The organism is Paractinoplanes pyxinae, assembly GCF_026626335.1.
In the GTDB taxonomy this organism is placed as follows: domain Bacteria; phylum Actinomycetota; class Actinomycetes; order Mycobacteriales; family Micromonosporaceae; genus Actinoplanes; species Actinoplanes pyxinae.
Genome location: NZ_JAPNTZ010000007.1, coordinates 39,487 through 56,176 on the forward strand (window position 1 = coordinate 39,487; position 16,690 = coordinate 56,176).

Consider the following 16,690-nt stretch of genomic DNA (forward strand, 5'->3'; position numbering starts at 1 on the left):
CCCGCCGTCCCCCGCGGCGGGGCAGCAGTATTTCTACGCCGTGGTGGCCGCCGCCGCCTGCGGATGCGTGAGCGCGGTCCACTTGCCCGAGAGCTGCCGCCGCACGGTCAGACCGAAGCCGCCACCCTGCCGGGGCGCCACCCGGGCCGGCTCGTCGTCGACCACCACGGCCGCGGCCGGGGCCAACCGGCGGCCCAGCACGTGCAGGGCCGGGGCCAGCGGATCCGGCGCGGCCGGGGTCAGCGTCCCGTCCACCACCAGCAGGTCGATGTCGGCCAGCCCGGCCAGGGCGTCCACGTCGTACCAGTCGGCCGTCCGCCCGTCGACCGTCAGCCCGGCCAGCGGAACGTGCCGCACCTCGACCCCGCCCAGCCCGTGCTCGGCCACCCGCGCCCGCACCCGGGCCGCCCGGTCCTCGTCGTGGTCCACGGCCACCAGCCGCCCGCCACCCGAGGCGAGCGCGTACCCGAGCCAGACCGTCGACGGCCCGCAGCCCAGCGCCACCGTCAGCCCCGGGCGCCGCTCGCGGGCGACGTGCACCAGCCCCAGCAGGTCGGTCGGGTGCAGGATGCCACCGGTCGGCATCGGCGCCCGCGGCACGACCGCCCGGAACAGCTGGAACATCGCCTCGATCTCACGACTCTGCTCACGCAACAGCAGTTCGGCGCCCCGGGTGGTGAGGCGTTCGGCGCGGGCCATGGCCTCGCTCAGCTCCAGGTGCCGGTCGCCCGCCGCCAGCCGTTCCTTCTCGACCGCCGCCACGACCCGGCGTTGCAGCTGGTCGACGGTGCCACGCAACTCGCGTACGGCGTCCTGGTTGGCCCGATGCAGCCGGGCCAGCCGCCGCGACAGGTGGACCACCCCGGCCAGCACGGCCGCCAGCAGCAGCGCGACCAGGCAGGTGGCCACCGCGGCCTGCCCGGCCACCGAGGCGATCGCCACGCCCGCTGCCACCGCCAGACCGATCGCCAGGCCGGCGAGCTGACGGCGGGACGCCCCGCGCAGCCGCCGGAGGACGGTCCGGGCGATCCTGAACAGCCTGGTCATGCGCACACCGACCTCAACGGCGGGCCGACCCGGCTCGTTACGGGATCGTCAGCAATGTGGGCAGAAGGCTCGTGATCCGCTCGACGAACCGGGCCGGGTCGTGCGCCGCCGCCACGGCCAGCCGGGCCCGCCGGCTCTGCTGCGCAAAGAGCGCCGGGTCGGCCCGGTAACGCTCGATCAGCGCCGGCGTCTCGCTGCGGGTGCAATAGACCGCCGCCTCGGCGTAGAACGGCCGGTAGCGCGGCGGCATCACCACAACGCAGCCCGTCGCGGCCGCCTCCAGCGCCGGGCGCGAATACCACTCGGCCGATTCCCGCGGCGGGAAGTGCAGATAGAAGTCGAGCTGGTGCAAGAACGGACGCGGCTCCAGATCGCCGGCCTGGTAGGCCAGCCAGGTCGGTCCGGTCGGGACGTCGCACGAGCCGGCCGGCCGGTCGGGCAGCCGCACCCGCACGTCGGCCTCGGGCAGCCGCCGGCACACCGCGAGGCTGTCGGCCGCGTCCGGGGGCCAGTTGGCGGCGTCGCACAGGTCGGTGCCGACGACGGCCGTGCCGGCGGTGCGGTCGGCCACCCAGCCGGTGGTCGCGAGGGTGACGGGCAGGTCGTCGGGGTCCAGGTTTCCCACCGTATGCAGGGATTCCCGCACACCGGCGTCGCCGGGGAGCCACACCGGGCTCGCCCCGAACAGCCGCCGTACCGCGTCCGCGCAGGTCGCCGGCTCGTAGCGGTGGTCGGTGCCATCGGACCGCACGGGTGCGCGGTCGGCCACGACAACGGTTCGGGTGGCCCGTACGCCGCTGGAAAACCCCCCGGTGAACTGCATGACCGCCGCCTGGCGGACCACCAGCAGCGCCGCCTCGACCCGGTCCTCCAGCGCCACCCGGTCGACCACGCCCGCGTTCACCAGGTCCTGCACCGGCCCGGCCAGCGGCACCCGGCGCACCTGCAGGGCCCGGTACGACTCGAGCTGCAGCACCGCCACCCGCAGCCCGGCCGCCCCGAGCGCCCGCAGCTCGTCCACCGCGGTGCGCTGCGTGCTCTCCAGGAACCGCCAGTCGGCCACCATCACCACGTCGTACGCCCGGTCCCGCACCGTGCCGAGCAGGTGATCCGGCGCCGGGAAGGCCCGGTCGCTCCCGTCGGCCGGGCGGTACGCGCCGGCCTGCCGGGCCGCGATCACCTGGTGGTGCCGCTGATAGGCCGACATGTAGGCGGTGCGGGCCGGGTGCATCCAGTGCGCCCGGATCTCGGCCCGGGACAGCGACCCGGCCGACAGCCGGATCAGCGCCAGCGGCGGCGAGTCGAGGTGCCGCACCCGCCCGGCCCCGAACGCGGCCTGGATCCGTCCGATGTACTCGGAGTCGGCCGCCTTGCGCAGCCGGTCGAAGTAGCCGGCCGTACGCAGCACCGTGGTCCGCCGCAGCAGCAGCGACGACGGGTTGAACCGGCTGCTGCGCACACCGGGCCGGGTGCACAGCAACTGGTCGGTGACGGCCAGCCCGTCCGAGGTCGTGGCGACCAGCCGCCGATCGTCGATCAACGGCCGCACCTGCCGCTCGACCCGGCGCGGGTGGGACCAGTCGTCGGAGTCCTGGAAGGTCGCGAACTCGCCGCCCGCCGCGTCCAGGCCGGCGTTGCGGGCGGCGTACGTGCCCGAGTTCTCCGGCAGCCGGATCAGCTTGATCCGCTCGCCCAGCGCCACCGCCTCGCGCAGCACCGGCTCGAACTCCGGCGGCGAGGCGTCGTCCACGATGATCACTTCGGTGTTGGTCCAGCTCTGGGCCAGGATCGAGCGCACCGCGGTGAGCAGCCCCCGGTCGGGGCGGTAGGAGGTCACGATCACCGACACCCGGTGGGAGTCCTCCACCTTCTCCGGGGCCACTGCGGTCAGCCGGTCGAAGGGCACGCCGTCGCTCTCGTCCACCAGCAGGCCGGGAACCAGTGCGCGCATCGCGCCCAGCCACGGGCCCAGCGGCCGCGGCCCGGTGAACGGGTTGAGCAGGTCGGCCCGCAGCCCGGCCCGCACCGGCTCCCCCATCCGCAGGTAGCGGCGCATCAGCTTGCGCGTGCGGGCCGGCCCCTCGACGGCCAGCGCCACCTGCGCGTGCAGGGCCTGGTTGGCCGGGGACAGCGCCCGCGCCCCGCACGCCCGCCGGGTCAGCTCGAACAGGGCCAGCGCGTCCTCGTGCTCCTCCTGCAACCCCAGCGTGTGGGCCAGCGCGGCGACCAGGCCGGGGTCGATCCGGCGGCGCCGGCGGCGCAACCACCGGCGATCCCCGGCGCGGGCGGCCGCAAGTAACTCCTCGAGCGTGCCGTGCTCGCCGAGCGCGGCCCGGGCCAGCAGCGCGCGGGCGTCGATCGAGCGGTTGCGGGCGGCGGTGGCGGTCAGCGCGAGGCGGAGCCGGGAGCCGGCCGCCGTCACATGATCATCGAGCAGGCCGGATGGCTGGTGGGGCATGCCCGGGTCAACGGCGCCGCCGGGGCGGCGGTGACGTCGATCTTCAGACCGCGGCCAGCACGGCGGCCGCCACCCGATCCCGCTCGGCGGCGTCGGCCCACGCGCCGACCAGGTAGAACGCGTCCACGACGTCGCCGCCCAGGGTGGAGATGCGGGCCGCGCGCACCTCGGCCCCGGTCTCGTCGAGCGCGGTGGCCACCCGATAGAGCAGACCGGGCGAGTCGGCCGCGCGCAGTTCGAGGACGGCGGCGTCGGTGGCCACGTCGCGCTGCCACACCACGCGCGGCGAGGCGGTGCCGCCGCGCGCGCTCATGGCCCGGGCCCGTACGCGCTGGGTCACCGACACGTCCCCGGCGGCCACGCGGCGCAGGTCGGCCGCGAGCGCGAAGGGGTCGTACGGGCTGCCGTAGCGGGGCTGGGTGAAGAACTCGACGATCGCCCGGCCGTCCACCGTGCTCGCGTTGGCCCCGACCACGTCGAGCCGGTGCATGGCCAGGCAGGCGGCCACGGCGGCGAGCAGCCCCCGGCGGTCGGCCGCGGCCACGGCCAGGCGGTCGCCGTCCAGGTGCACCGCGGGCAGGTCGCCCTCGAGCAGTTCGGGGTCGGGCGCCGGCGGCTCGGGCAGCTCGCCCGTGTCCAGCGCCAGGTGCACGCGGCTGACCAGCTCCTGCATCAGCCGGCCCTTCCAGTCCGACCAGGCGGCCGGGCCGGTGGCCTGCGAGTCGGCCCGGGCCAGCGCGTGCAGCAGGTCGAGGGTGGTGGTGTCGCCGACCGCCTCGGCCACGCTCGAGATGGTCATCGGGTCGCTCAGGTCGCGCCGGGTGGCCACGTCGGGCAACAGCAGGTGCAGCCGCACCATCTTCTCGATCGTGGCCACGTCGGCCGGCGGCAGGCCGATCCGGGTGGCGATGGCGGCCGCGATCGGGGCGCCGACGACGCTGTGGTCGCCGGGCAGGCCCTTGCCCACGTCGTGCAGGAAGGCGCCGATCAGCAGCAGGTCGGGGCGTTCGACCTCACGGGTGTGGGCGGTGGCCTCGTACGCGGCCTGCACCAGGTGCCGGTCGAGGGTGAACCGGTGGATCGGGTGGTGCTGGGGCAGGCTGCGCATCCGGGCCCACTCCGGCAGCCAGGCGTCGATCAGCCCGTACCGGTCGCACGTCTCCCACGTGGGCAGCAGGCCGGGGCCGGAGCCGAGCAGCGAGACCAGGGCGGCCCGGGCGGCCGGCGGCCACGGGGCCGGCAGCGGCGGGCTGAACGAGGCCAGCCACTCGCTGGTGGCGCGGGCGATCGGCAGCTGGACGACGGCGGCCGCGGCGGCCACCCGCAGCGACAGGCTCGGGTCGGGCACGGGGCCGATCGCCGTCCGGGCCAGCACCAGCTCGCCGTCCTGCTCGACCACGTCCCGGGCCACCGGGCGGCGGGACGGCGCGCCCGCGGGCGTTCCCCGGCGGCGTCCGCTGCGCAGCCGGTCGGTGGCGCGCCAGGCGTCGTCGAGCGCGTGGGCCACCGTACGAGCGTCGCCCGCGACCCGCCGCAGAAGCGCGTCTCCGTCGTCGAGGTCGAGCAGCTCGGCCACCGCCGAGCGTTCCTGGGCCACGAGCCGGTCGATCCGGCGCCCGACGGCCAGGTGGAGCGCGTCGCGGGTGTCGAGCAGCCGCAGGTTGGCCGCGCGCACCGCCGGGCGCATGGTGTCGGCCACCCCGGCCCGGCCGATCGCGCGCAGCAACGTCACGTCGCGCAGCCCGCCCGCGGCCTCCTTGAGGTCGCCCTCGAGCAGGAAGGCCAGCTCGCCGTTGGTGGCCCAGCGGGTGGCGGTCAGCTCCCGCAATTGGGGCAGCAGCCGCACCGCGGTGCGCCGCCATTGGTCGCCCGCGGCCGCCACGAGCTCACCGGTCAGGGCCGCGTCGCCGGCCACGTGGCGGGCGTCGAGCAGGCCGAGGGAGACCTTGACGTCGTCGTGCGCGACCGACAGCGCCTCCGGCAGGGTCCGCACCGAGTGGTCGAGGCCGAGCCGGGCGTCCCAGATCGGGTACCAGAGGCCGGCCGCGATCCGGTCGATGCCGGCCGCGCCGTGGTGCAGCAGCACGAGGTCGAGGTCGCTGTAGGGGGCGCACTCGCGCCGGCCCAGGCCGCCCACCGCGACCAGGCTGACCCCGGGCAGGTGACTGGGGAACATCTCTTGCAGCCACGAGTCGAGCGCCGCCGCCCGTTCCTGCCGGGCGGCGGCGCCGATGTGCTCGCGCAGCTTGTCCAGCGAGCCGCCGACCGGCACCTGCGGTGGGGACGGCGGCTCACTGGGCATGCGTGTCAACTCTCTTCGGATCAGAGCGCGTCGAGGCCGCGCTCGCCGGTACGGACCCGGATGACGTCGTCGACCGACGTGACCCAGACCTTGCCGTCACCGATCTTGCCGGTCTTGGCCGCCGTGACGACCGCGTCGACGATCTTGTCGACGTCGATCTCGTCGGTGACCACCTCGACCTTGATCTTCGGCAGGAACTCCACCGTGTACTCGGCTCCCCGGTACACCTCGGTGTGGCCCTTCTGCCGCCCGTAGCCCTGTACCTCGCTCACGGTCAGGCCGCTGACGCCGAGGGCGTGCAGAGCCTCCTTCACCGCGTCGAGCTGGTACGGCTTGATGACCGCGGTCACCAGCTTCATGCTCAGTCCTTCCATCGGGGCGCTCATAGGGTGATTTAACCGGGGACCTTCTGGCTGACGTCGGCCTTGCCGTCGGCGTCCACCGACTGGCCGGGCTTGAGGCCCGCCATGGCGAAGGCGCCGCCGCCGCCCGAGCCGCCGGCCGGGGTGAGGTCGTAGCCGGACTCACCGTGATCCGCGATGTCGATGCCGCCGATCTCGGCCTCCTCGCTGACCCGGCCGAGCTTGACGGCCTTGAGGATCAGGGCGAGCACGGCGGCGATGGCGAACGAGTAGACCGTCACGGCCAGGCTGCCGACGAACTGGCGGCCCAGCTGGGTCGCGCCGCCGCCGTAGAACAGGCCCTCGTTGGCGCCGAGCACGTCGGTGATCGCGCCGTTGACGTCCGTGGTGGCGAACAGGCCGATGAACAGCGAGCCGATCCAGCCGCCGACGAAGTGCACGCCGACCACGTCGAGCGAGTCGTCGTAGCCGAAGCGGTACTTCAGACCCACGGCCAGGGCGCACAGCACACCGGCGATGATGCCGAGCAGCACGGCCGGCAGCGGGGCGATGAAGCCACAGGCCGGGGTGATGGCGACCAGGCCGGCGATGGCGCCGGAGGAGCCGCCGACCAGGGTGGGCTTGCCGTCGCGGATCCACTCGACCACGAGCCAGCCGACCACGGCGGCCGCGGTGGCGAGCTGGGTGTTGACGAAGGCGACGGCGGTGGTGCTGTCGACGGTCAGCTCGGAGCCGGCGTTGAAGCCGAACCAGCCGAACCACAGCAGGCCGGCGCCCAGGGCCACGAACGGCACGTTGTGCGGGCGCATGTTCTCGCGCGGCCAGCCGATGCGCTTGCCGAGGATCAGCGCCAGGGCCAGAGCCGCCGCACCGGCGTTGATGTGCACCGCGGTGCCACCGGCGAAGTCGAGCGCCTTGAGCTGGGCGCCGATCCAGCCGCCGCCCCACACCCAGTGGGCCACGGGCACGTAGACCAGGGTGAACCAGCCGAAGGCGAACAGCACCCAGCCGGCGAACTTGAAGCGGTCGGAGACGGCGCCGCTGATCAGGGCGACGGTGATGATGGCGAACATCATCTGGAAGGCCATGAAGACGTACGTGGGGATGCCGGTCTCGCCCCACATGTCACCGACCCAGCTGGTGCTGGTGCCGGCGTAGCCCCAGTTGCCGATGATGTTGTTCAGGCCCTCGGAGCCGTTGGCGCTGAAGGCGAGCGAGAACCCGTACAGGGCCCACAGGATCGAGATGAGCCCGATGGCGCTGAAGCTCATCAGCATCATGTTCAGAACGCCCTTGGACCGGTTGAGGCCACCGTAGAACAGCGCCAGACCCGGGGTCATGAGCAAAACGAGCGCAGACGACAGGAGCAACCAGGCGGTATTGCCGGTATCGATCTCCACGCTGCCTCCTCTCGGAATGAAGGTGTCCTCTCACACGACCAAGGGGCGGCGTCGCCGGTCGGCCGGTTTCGTGACGAGAGACTTCCGGTCGGAGGTTTCACGCAGGGTCTACACGCGATTTCCGGCGCGTGACGGACTGTTTCGTACGTGTGAAGAAACTCTCACAACCCCCGGCTCAGCGGAGGGCGTACTCCAGGGTGTGCCGCTCGTAGTCGAGCAGGCGGAGATCACGCATCGGCCGACGTAGATGGCCCTTGTGAACAATGCGAACGAACGCGGGGTCGCCGGCCGCCGCCATCCGCCGGATCCCCTCGACGTGGTCGACGATGCGCTTGCGGATCGTGCGGACCAGGCGGTGCCGGTCGCGCGGGATCAGGCCGTACGCGTCGGCGAACAACCGCAGGCGGCGCGGCCGGTTCGGCCTCTTCCAGCCCAGCGTGTACGAATCCCGGTCGCTGAACAGGGGCACCCAGGTCCAGGCGGCGTAGGCCACGTCGTAGATGCGGGCGCCCGGCGAGGCCAGGTCGAAGTCGATCAGGGCCAGGGTGCCGTCGGGCCGCCAGACCACGTTGTGCGGGGCCGCGTCGTGGTGGCAGATCACCTCGGTGTCGGGCGGCGGCGGGCCGAACGAGCGCCACACCGCGCCCGGCGGGGGCACGAAACCGTACTGGGCGTCGTGGAACATCCGCAGCATGGTGGCCACCGTGACCAGCGCCTCTTCGGTAACCCAGTGCGGGGCCAGCGGATATTCGCCGCACTCGCCGTCCAGGTATGACAGGACCTCGCGGCCCTTGTCGTCCATGCCCAGCGCGTGCGGCGACCCGGTGAAGCCCACCCGCTCGAGGTGGTTGAGCAGGCTGTGCACGGCCGGCGTCCACGGCCCAGCGTTGCGCCGGACGGTGTCGCCGACCTTGGAGACGGTGCTGACGTTGCCGCCGTGCAGCGGAATCTCCCGCTCCTGCGTCACGCCCACACCCCCTCGCTGCTTGTGGCTGAACTTCGAGATTACGCGGCGCTGCCAAGCAACGCTTCGACGAACGCGGCCGGCTCGAACGGCGCCAGGTCGTCCGGCCCCTCGCCCAGCCCCACCAGCTTGACGGGAATGCCCAGCTTGCGCTGCACGGCGATGACGATGCCACCCTTGGCGGTGCCGTCGAGCTTGGTGAGTACGACTCCCGTCACGTCCACCACTTCGGTGAACACCCGGGCCTGCTCCAGACCGTTCTGGCCGGTCGTCGCGTCAAGGATGAGCAGCGTCTCGTCGACCGGGCCGTGCTTCTCGACCACCCGCTTGACCTTGCCCAGCTCGTCCATCAGACCCACCTTGTTCTGCAGGCGGCCGGCCGTGTCGATGATCACGGTGTCGATGCCGGTGTCGATGCCCCGCTTGACCGCGTCGAACGCGACGCTGGCCGGGTCGCCGCCCTCGGGGCCGCGGACCGTCTCGGCGCCGACCCGCTCGCCCCAGGTCTGGATCTGGTCGGCGGCGGCCGCGCGGAACGTGTCGGCCGCGCCGAACAGCACCGACCGCCCGTCCGCGATCAGCACCCGGCCGATCTTGCCGCAGGTGGTGGTCTTGCCGGCGCCGTTCACGCCGACCACCAGCATCACCGCGGGCCGCCCGTCGTGCGGGGTGGTCTTCAGGGTGCGGTCCATCTCGGGCTCGAGCGCGGCCACGAGCTCCTGGGCCAGCTGTTCGCGCACCTCGGCCACGGTGCGGGAGCCCAGCACCCGTACCCGCTCGCGCAGCCGGGCCACGATCACCTGGGTCGCCTCGACGCCGACGTCGGCGCTGATCAGGCTGTCCTCGATCTCTTCCCACGCGTCCTCGTCGAGGTGGTCGCGGGAGAGCACGCTGAGCAGGCCCTTGCCGAAGACGTTCTGCGAGCGGGCCAGGCGGGCCCGCAGGCGCACCAGGCGGCCGGCCGTGGGCTCGGGCCTCTCGAGGACCGGCGCCTCTTCGACGGGCGGCTTCTCTTCGACGATCAGGGGCGGCAGGCCCTCGTCGACCTCGGCCGGGACGACCAGGGGCGGCGTCTGCACCCCGGGTTCCGCCGCGGACGGCCGCTCCAGCGTCGTCGTGTCGCCGCCCGTCGACGAGGGGGGCAGCTCACGGCGGCGCATGCGGGGCACCACCAGGCCGATCGCGCCGGCCACTAGGACGACGAGCAGGATGACTGCGGCGACCACGTATTCCATAGCCGAAATCCTGACAGATGGCCCGGCCGCGTGTGGCGTCGGCCGTGGAGTGGCGACCTGTGGCACATGTGGCGCACGATGGTCATCCCCGAGCAACAGCATGGAGGCTCTCCCATGCGCCACACCCCGGCGTACCCGCAGTGACCGCTCATCTGCTCATCGGTCCGCTCCTGCGGCGGGTGGTGGGCGACCGCGCCACCATCTGGGTCGAGACCTCCGAGCCGGCCTACGTGCACGTCGAGGCGGACGGCGGGGGCGCCGGCTCGGCGCCCACCTTCACGGCGTACGGGCATCACTACGCCCTCGTCGTGGTCGAGGGCCTGCGGCTGGGCGCCTCGAGCACGTACAAGGTCCTGCTCGACGACCGCCAGGTGTGGCCGAGCACCGAGTCGTCCTACCCGCCGCCGGCCATCCACACCCGGCCCGCCGGGGACGCCCCGGTGCGCATGATCTTCGGCTCGTGCCGCGAGGCCACCCCCAGCTCGACCACCCGCAAGCTGCCGCCGGACGCCCTCGACGCGTACTCCCGGCGGCTGATGGCCGACCCGCAGAACCCGGAGCTGCGGCCGGACGTGATCGTGCTGCTGGGCGACCAGGTCTACGCCGACAACACCTCGGCCAAGGTGCGCCGCTTCCTGCGCCGCCGCCGCGCCGCCGGCCACGACGGCCCGAACGACCAGGTGGTGACGTTCGAGGAGTACACGAAGCTCTATCTGGAATCGTGGCGCGACCCCGAGGTGCGCTGGCTGTTCGCCACCGTGCCGACCGTCATGATCTTCGACGACCACGAGATGATCGACGACTGGAACACCTCCGAGTCGTGGCGGCACGACATGAACCAGCAGAGCTGGTGGGAGGAGCGGATCACCGGCGGGCTGGCCTCGTACTGGGTCTATCAGCACCTGGGCAACCTGAGCCCGGACGAGCTGGCCACCGACCCGCTGTTCCAGAAGGTCACCACGGTCGACGACGCCACCGACCTGCTGCACGAGTTCGGCCGCACGGTCGACACGGCCGAGCAGACGTACCAGTGGAGCTACGCGCTCGACATCGGCCGCACCCGCCTGGTCATGCTGGACAACCGCTGCAGCCGGGTGCTCACCCCCGACCGCCGCGAGATGCTGCCCGCCGCCGAGTGGAACTGGTTCGTCGACCAGGCCCACGGCGAGTACGACCACCTGGTCGTCGGCAGCTCCCTGCCCTGGCTGATGCCGCCGGCCATCCACTACCTGGAGGCGTGGAACGAGAGCACGGCCGCCTCCCGCCGCCCCTGGGTGGCTCAGGCCGCCGAGAAGCTGCGCCGTGCGGTCGACCTCGAGCACTGGGCCGCCTTCACCCGCTCGTTCAACGCCCTGGGCGAGCTGTTCCGCCGCCTGGGCGAGGGCGGCACCGGCTCCCCCGGCCACCGGGTCGGCGCCGGCGGCGCGTACGCGGCCCCCGCCTCGATCAGCGTTCTGTCCGGCGACGTCCACCACTCGTACGTGGCCGAGGCCGACTTCGGCACCGCCATGGCCACCCCGGTGATGCAGCTGACCTGCTCCCCCGTGCACAACCAGGTGCCCGCCTTCATGCGGCCGCTGATGCGCTTCAGCTGGTCCCGGGCCGCGGCCCACGGCGTACGGGGTCTGGCCCGCTCAGCCTCGGTCCGGCGCCCCGCCTGGACCTGGAAGCGCCTGGCCGGCCCCTACTTCGGCAACGCCATCAGCACCCTGACCCTCCAGGGCCCGCAGGCCACCGCCAAGGTCGAGGGCACCGACAAGGACGGCAACCTGTTCGAGGTGGTCGAGGTCCCCTACCCCTCCGGAAGGTCGAGCGCCTTGCGCAGGTAGTCGAGGTGCTGGGGGCCCGACCAGCGGTAGGCCGACAGACCGGCGGCGCGGGCCCCGCGTACGGCGCGGTCGTCGTCGTCGATGAAGAGCACCAGCTTGGGCGGGAAGCCGATCAGCTCGCAGGCCTTCTCGAAGAACTCGGGGGCCGGCTTGTGGGCCTTGATCTCCCACGAGCTGACCACCACGTCGACCTCGCCGGCCAGGCCGAGGGTCTCCAGGTCGCCGCGCAGGCGGTCGGTGGCGTTGGTGGCCAGGCCCACCTTGCGACCGGCCGCGCGCACCTCGCGGACGAACGCCAGCACCTCGGGGTCGGGCTCGCCCCGGTACGCCTGCCACTGGGCGACCGCGGCGCGGGCCTCCTCGATGTCGAGCGGCAGCCGGGACGCCACGAGTTCCATCCACTCGGCGTCGGTGATCTCGCCGGCCATCGCCGGGCGGTAGATGTCCCACGACATCGCCGTCTCCAGCAGGGCGGCCGGCTTGAGCCCGTTGTCCACCTCGACGGCGATCATCGGGGCCGGGTCCCAGCGGCGCAGCACGCCGTCCAGGTCGATGAGCAGGGCCTGGGCGCGGTCGCGCGGCATAGGGGTTACTCCTCCGGATCGTGCTTGAGCCGCTGGCTGATCACCTGGGTCACACCAGCGCGCATGGTGACGCCGTAGAGGGCGTCGGCAACCTCCATGGTGCGCTTCTGGTGCGTGATGATCAAAAGCTGGCTCTTCTCCCGCAGCTGCGCGAAGAGCGTAATCAACCGGCCCAGGTTGACGTCGTCGAGGGCCGCCTCGACCTCGTCCATGATGTAGAAGGGCGAGGGGCGGGCCCGGAAGATGGCACACAGCATGGCCACGGCGGTCAGCGAGCGCTCGCCACCCGACAGCAGCGACAGCCGCTTGATCTTCTTGCCGGGCGGGCGGGCCTCAACCTCGACGCCGGTGGTGAGCATGTCCTCCGGGTCGGTCAGCACCAGCCGGCCCTCACCGCCCGGGAAGAGCACCTGGAACACGACCTCGAACTCGCGCGCCGTGTCCTCGAAGGCCGAGGTGAACACCTCGAGGATCCGGTCGTCGACGTCCTTGACCACGGTGAGCAGGTCTTTGCGGGTGGCCTTGAGGTCTTCCAGCTGGTCGGAGAGGAACTTGAAGCGCTCCTCGAGCGCGGCGAACTCCTCCAGCGCGAGCGGGTTGACCTTGCCCAGCAGGGCCAGGTCGCGCTCGGCCTTGTTGCCCCGCTTCTCCTGCGTCGGCCGGTGGAACGGGACCGGCTCGGGCGCCGGCTTGCCGTCCTTCTCGGCCTGCGCCACCTCGGCCTGGGTCGGCGGCACCAGCTGGTCGGGACCGTACTCGGTGATCAGCGTGTCGACGTCGAGCGAGAAGTCCTCGGCCGCCTTGGCCTCGAGCTGCTCGATGCGCATCCGCTGCTCGGCTCGGGCCACCTCGTCCCGGTGCACCTCGTTGGTCAGCCGCTCCAGCTCGGTGACCAGGCGCTTGGCCCCGGCCCGGACCTCTTGCAGCTCGGCTTCCCGCAGCGTCCGGGCCTGGGCCAGCTCGTCGCGGACCTCGACCGCCGCCACCAGCGACACCCGGACGCGGGCCAGCGCGGCGGCGGCGCCCAGCGCGACGGCCCGGGCGATCTCGGCGCCCCGGGCCCGCGCGGCACGACGGGCGGCCGCCCGCTCGCGGGCCTGCCGCTCGGCGTTGGCCTGGCGCAGCAGCGAGTCGGCCCGGCCGGCGATCGAGGCGACGCGCTCCTCGGCCGTCCGGACGGCGAGCCGCACCTCCATCTCGTTCTGCCGGGACTGCGGCACGAGCGCGGCCAGCCGGTCCCGTTCGTCGGTCGACGGCTCCTCGTCGATCGGGGTGGCCTCGGCCAGGCGCAACCGCTCCTCGAGCTCGGCCACCCGCATCAGGTCGGCCTCGCGGGCCGATTCGGCCTTCTGCCGGGCCGCGCCCAGACGCTCGGTCTCGGCCTTGGCCGACCGGGCGGCCGCACCCAGCTCGGCCAGGCGACGGGCGGCCGCGTTGCGCTCGCCCTCGGCGGCCCGCTTGGCCTGGGCCGCGACGTTCACGGCCTCCTTGTGCCCGGCCACCTCGGCCCGGGCCTGGGCCATCTGCTCCTTGAGCTCGACGATCGCCTGCTCGGCGGTCTCCCGGCGGGCCTTGGCCTCGTCGACCGCAGCCTGCACCTCGAGGTAGCTGGTGGCCTTGCCCGAGCCACCGGCGGCGGCGTACGCGCCGAGCACGTCACCGTCCGGCGTGACCGCGCGCAGCTCGGAGTTGGCGGCGATCAACGCCACCGCGGCCGCGTGATCGGGCACGAGGACGACATCCCGCAGGGCGCGGTTCAGAGCCGGCCGTACGTCGTCCGGGCATCCGATCACGTCGGGCGCCCACACCGCCCCCTCGGGCAGGGCCGGCCGCAACGCGTCCAGCGACCCCTGCATGCCGGGACCGGCCGGCGACGCCACGACCAGCGCGGCCCGTCCGGCGTCGGCGATCTTGAGCGTGCGCATCGCCTCGACGGCCTCGTCCACGCCGGACAGCGCGACCGCGTCGGCCAGCGAGCCCAGCGCCGCGGCCAGGGCGGCCTCGTGTCCGGGCCGGACGGTGAGCATCGAGGCCAGGCTGCCCAGCAGCCCCGGCACCTCGCCCGCCTTGGCCAGCAGCGCCCCGGCGCCGTCCTTGCGCTTGAGGCCGAGCGCCAGCGCCTCCTCGCGAGCCTTCCAGCTGGCCGCGTCCTTCTCGGCGGCCCGCTCGGCGTCGGAGAGCTCCCTGACCACGGCGGCCGCCCGGTCGTGCCGTTCGACCGCCTCGGCGTGCCGCTCGTCGAGCTCGACGTTGCCCCGGTCGGCCTCGGACGACTCGGCGGCGACGGCGTCCACCTCGGCCTGGGCCGCCTCGGCTCGCATCATCGCGTCGGTGTGGGCCGCGGCCAGGCGCTCGATCTCGTCGGTGGCGCCCTCGGTGCGGGCCCGGGCCGCGTTGACGTTGCCGGTCAGCTTGGCCAGGCCCTCACGCCGGTCGGCGATCGCCTTCGCGGCCGTACGCAGCGCGCCCTCGGCCGCCGCGAGCTGGCGTTCCTGCTCCTGACGGTGCTCGATCGCCTCGGCCAGGCGCATCTGGTCGTCGGTGAGCGCCTCGCGCAGCTCTTCTTCCTGCTCGCGCACCCGCTCCGACTCGGCCACCAGCTGATCGGGGTCCCGGCCGGGCCTTTCCTCGTCGGGGGTGGCCGCGAGGTGGCGCAGCCGCTCGGTGGCCAGCTGCTCGGTCGAGCGGAAACGTTCCTGCAGGGCGGACAGCTTGTACCAGGTGTCCTGGGCGGCCTGCAGCAGCGGCGCGTCCTCGGCGTGGGCCAGCTCGAGGTCGGCCAGGTGCCGCTGGACCTCCCGGTTCTCGGCCTCGACCTGCCCGCGGCGGTCGCGCATGGCCGACTCGTCGGCGATCTCTTTGTCGAGGGTGGTGCGCAGCGTGTGCAGGTCGTCGGCGAGCAGCCGCAGCCGGGCGTCGCGCAGGTCGGCCTGGATGCCGGCCGCCCGCCGGGCCACCTCGGCCTGCTTGCCCAGCGGCTTCAGCTGGCGCCGCAGCTCGGCCGTGAGGTCGGTGAGGCGGTTGAGGTTGACCTGCATCGCGTCGAGCTTGCGGATCGCCTTTTCTTTCCGCTTACGATGCTTGAGGACACCGGCCGCCTCCTCGATGAAGGCGCGGCGGTCCTCCGGCTTGGCGTGCAGCATGGCGTCGAGCCGGCCCTGCCCGACGATGATGTGCATCTCGCGGCCGATGCCGGAGTCGCTCAGCAGCTCCTGGATGTCGAGCAGCCGGCAGGCGTTCCCGTTGATCTCGTACTCGCTGGCGCCGTCGCGGAACATGCGGCGCGTGATCGACACCTCGGTGTACTCGATCGGCAGGGCGCCGTCGTTGTTGTCGATCGTGAGCGTCACCTCGGCCCGGCCCAGCGGAGCCCGGCCGGACGTGCCGGCGAAGATGACGTCCTCCATCTTGCCGCCGCGCAGCGCCTTGGCGCCCTGCTCGCCGAGGACCCAGGCGATGGCGTCGACGACGTTGGACTTGCCGGAGCCGTTGGGGCCCACCACACAGGTGATGCCCGGCTCCAGCCGCAGCGTCGTAGCGGAGGCGAAGGACTTGAAGCCCTTGACCGTCAGGCTCTTGAGGTGCACGGATCTCCGGGGGTCGGACGTCTTTGCTTCGGCGCAGACTACCCCCGGCGTGCCTCAGCAGCCGTAATCGCCGCTCCGCGTCGCCGCGAAACCGGACAAAAAGATGCGCGCCGCCACGGAGTGGAGGCGCGCGATTTCGGGGTGCGTCTTTGGTGCTTCGTTTGGTTCGAGGGGATTGCGGTGGCCGCCGGCCAGGATCGCTCAGCTCAGGCGGCCGGTGGAGCTCAGGTCAGGGCGGGCACGGTCAGCCGCGCGAAATCGTCGGCCTCGGCCGCGGCGGCCGCGAGACGATCATTTTCCGCCCGCAGGCGGGTGACCTCGAACTCCAGGGACTGCACCCTGGAACGCAGACGGGTGACCTCGTCGAGCAGGCGCCGGTCGGGCGCCGCACCTACGTGGCCAAAGAGGGCCTTCGCCATGGTGACTCCTTGAGAAGCACGGCTTCTTCAGTATGGAAAGCGTTGGTGGAGAGGCCGACCAACGCGCGCGCAGCAAACGCCTGCGAACTGTGCTCGAAGGGCACGCTTTGAGCACAGAATCATGCACCCTAGGAAAGTTTTCTCAAGGTGCGGATCGCTCGGGCCCAACTGGAACCGGGCACGAGTAGGCGCGACTGGCGACTCCTCCATAGTCCGCCGATACCCAGTTCCCGTCAAGCGCTGCGGAGGCGTCCCGCCGTGGCGAGGTAGTGAATCATGCCACCCGGCCCGCCCTTCATGGGAGGGGGAGGTGGCGGCGACCGTACCTCGCAACCAAGATCAACCCGGAGTTGTCCACAGGCGTACCCCCTTCCCCACCCACATCACCCGAACGCAAACTCCGTCTTTAACGGACAAATAGGGCGGCAAATCGGGTAAATGTCGCGTAAATCTGTCGCCTATCCGACAGCCTCCCCTGCCTTCGGCGCGCTGTTTCGTTGCCC

At 72.8% G+C, this 16,690-nt stretch carries 11 protein-coding genes; 1 reads left to right on the forward strand and 10 read right to left on the reverse strand.

All coding sequences use genetic code 11. The features are described 5' to 3' along the window. Positions 1–33: 33 nt before the first annotated feature. The 7 genes from OWR29_RS20160 to ftsY form a co-directional block, all read right to left on the reverse strand. Positions 34–1,047 (reverse strand): class I SAM-dependent methyltransferase, encoded by a 1,014-nt coding sequence (locus tag OWR29_RS20160; protein WP_267564499.1) that lies wholly within the window; start codon positions 1,045–1,047, stop codon positions 34–36. 37 nt (positions 1,048–1,084) lie between these two features. Beyond that, positions 1,085–3,505 (reverse strand): glycosyltransferase family 2 protein, encoded by a 2,421-nt coding sequence (locus tag OWR29_RS20165; RefSeq protein WP_267564500.1) that lies wholly within the window; start codon positions 3,503–3,505, stop codon positions 1,085–1,087. Positions 3,506–3,548: 43 nt separating this feature from the next. Further along, entirely contained in the window at positions 3,549–5,807 is a 2,259-nt protein-coding gene (locus tag OWR29_RS20170; protein WP_267564501.1) for a [protein-PII] uridylyltransferase, read from the reverse strand. A 20-nt stretch (positions 5,808–5,827) separates the two neighbouring features. After that, entirely contained in the window at positions 5,828–6,166 is a 339-nt protein-coding gene (locus tag OWR29_RS20175; RefSeq protein WP_221376040.1) for a P-II family nitrogen regulator, read from the reverse strand. A 35-nt stretch (positions 6,167–6,201) separates the two neighbouring features. Beyond that, the gene (locus OWR29_RS20180) at positions 6,202–7,569 is read right to left on the reverse strand and encodes an ammonium transporter (protein ID WP_324291256.1); all 1,368 of its coding nucleotides are present in this window, start codon (positions 7,567–7,569) and stop codon (positions 6,202–6,204) included. A 175-nt stretch (positions 7,570–7,744) separates the two neighbouring features. Beyond that, on the reverse strand, positions 7,745–8,536 hold the full coding sequence (locus OWR29_RS20185; RefSeq protein ID WP_133874810.1) for a phosphotransferase: 792 nt from the start codon (positions 8,534–8,536) through the stop codon (positions 7,745–7,747). Between the two features lie 38 nt (positions 8,537–8,574). Beyond that, positions 8,575–9,768 (reverse strand): signal recognition particle-docking protein FtsY, encoded by a 1,194-nt coding sequence (gene ftsY / locus OWR29_RS20190; protein WP_267564503.1) that lies wholly within the window; start codon positions 9,766–9,768, stop codon positions 8,575–8,577. Between the two features lie 140 nt (positions 9,769–9,908). On the opposite strand from ftsY, the gene OWR29_RS20195 reads away from it, so the two are divergent. Further along, a complete protein-coding gene (locus OWR29_RS20195) occupies positions 9,909–11,597 on the forward strand; it encodes an alkaline phosphatase D family protein (protein WP_267564504.1) in 1,689 nt (562 codons plus the stop codon). On the opposite strand, the gene OWR29_RS20200 is transcribed toward OWR29_RS20195, so the two are convergent. The 3 genes from OWR29_RS20200 to OWR29_RS20210 all read right to left on the reverse strand — a co-directional run bounded on the left by OWR29_RS20200 (position 11,561) and on the right by OWR29_RS20210 (position 16,187). Next, the gene (locus tag OWR29_RS20200; RefSeq protein WP_267564505.1) at positions 11,561–12,181 is read right to left on the reverse strand and encodes an HAD family hydrolase; all 621 of its coding nucleotides are present in this window, start codon (positions 12,179–12,181) and stop codon (positions 11,561–11,563) included. The genes OWR29_RS20195 and OWR29_RS20200 overlap by 37 nt on opposite strands. A gap of 5 nt (positions 12,182–12,186) precedes the next feature. Continuing rightward, positions 12,187–15,768: a chromosome segregation protein SMC gene (gene smc, locus OWR29_RS20205; RefSeq protein ID WP_267564507.1), complete on the reverse strand. Its 3,582-nt coding sequence runs from the start codon at positions 15,766–15,768 to the stop codon at positions 12,187–12,189. Between the two features lie 224 nt (positions 15,769–15,992). Further along, entirely contained in the window at positions 15,993–16,187 is a 195-nt protein-coding gene (locus OWR29_RS20210; RefSeq protein ID WP_267564508.1) for a hypothetical protein, read from the reverse strand. Positions 16,188–16,690 lie beyond the last annotated feature (503 nt).

Excerpts from the sequence above, each read along its gene's own strand:
- OWR29_RS20160 (WP_267564499.1), bottom strand. The coding sequence starts at position 1,047 with ATGACCAGGCTGTTCAGGATCGCCCGGACCGTCCTCCGGCGGCTGCGC.
- OWR29_RS20165 (WP_267564500.1), bottom strand. The coding sequence starts at position 3,505 with ATGCCCCACCAGCCATCCGGCCTGCTCGATGATCATGTGACGGCGGCC.
- OWR29_RS20170 (WP_267564501.1), bottom strand. The coding sequence starts at position 5,807 with ATGCCCAGTGAGCCGCCGTCCCCACCGCAGGTGCCGGTCGGCGGCTCG.
- OWR29_RS20175 (WP_221376040.1), bottom strand. The coding sequence starts at position 6,166 with ATGAAGCTGGTGACCGCGGTCATCAAGCCGTACCAGCTCGACGCGGTG.
- ftsY (WP_267564503.1), bottom strand. The coding sequence starts at position 9,768 with ATGGAATACGTGGTCGCCGCAGTCATCCTGCTCGTCGTCCTAGTGGCC.
- OWR29_RS20200 (WP_267564505.1), bottom strand. The coding sequence starts at position 12,181 with ATGCCGCGCGACCGCGCCCAGGCCCTGCTCATCGACCTGGACGGCGTG.
- OWR29_RS20210 (WP_267564508.1), bottom strand. The coding sequence starts at position 16,187 with ATGGCGAAGGCCCTCTTTGGCCACGTAGGTGCGGCGCCCGACCGGCGC.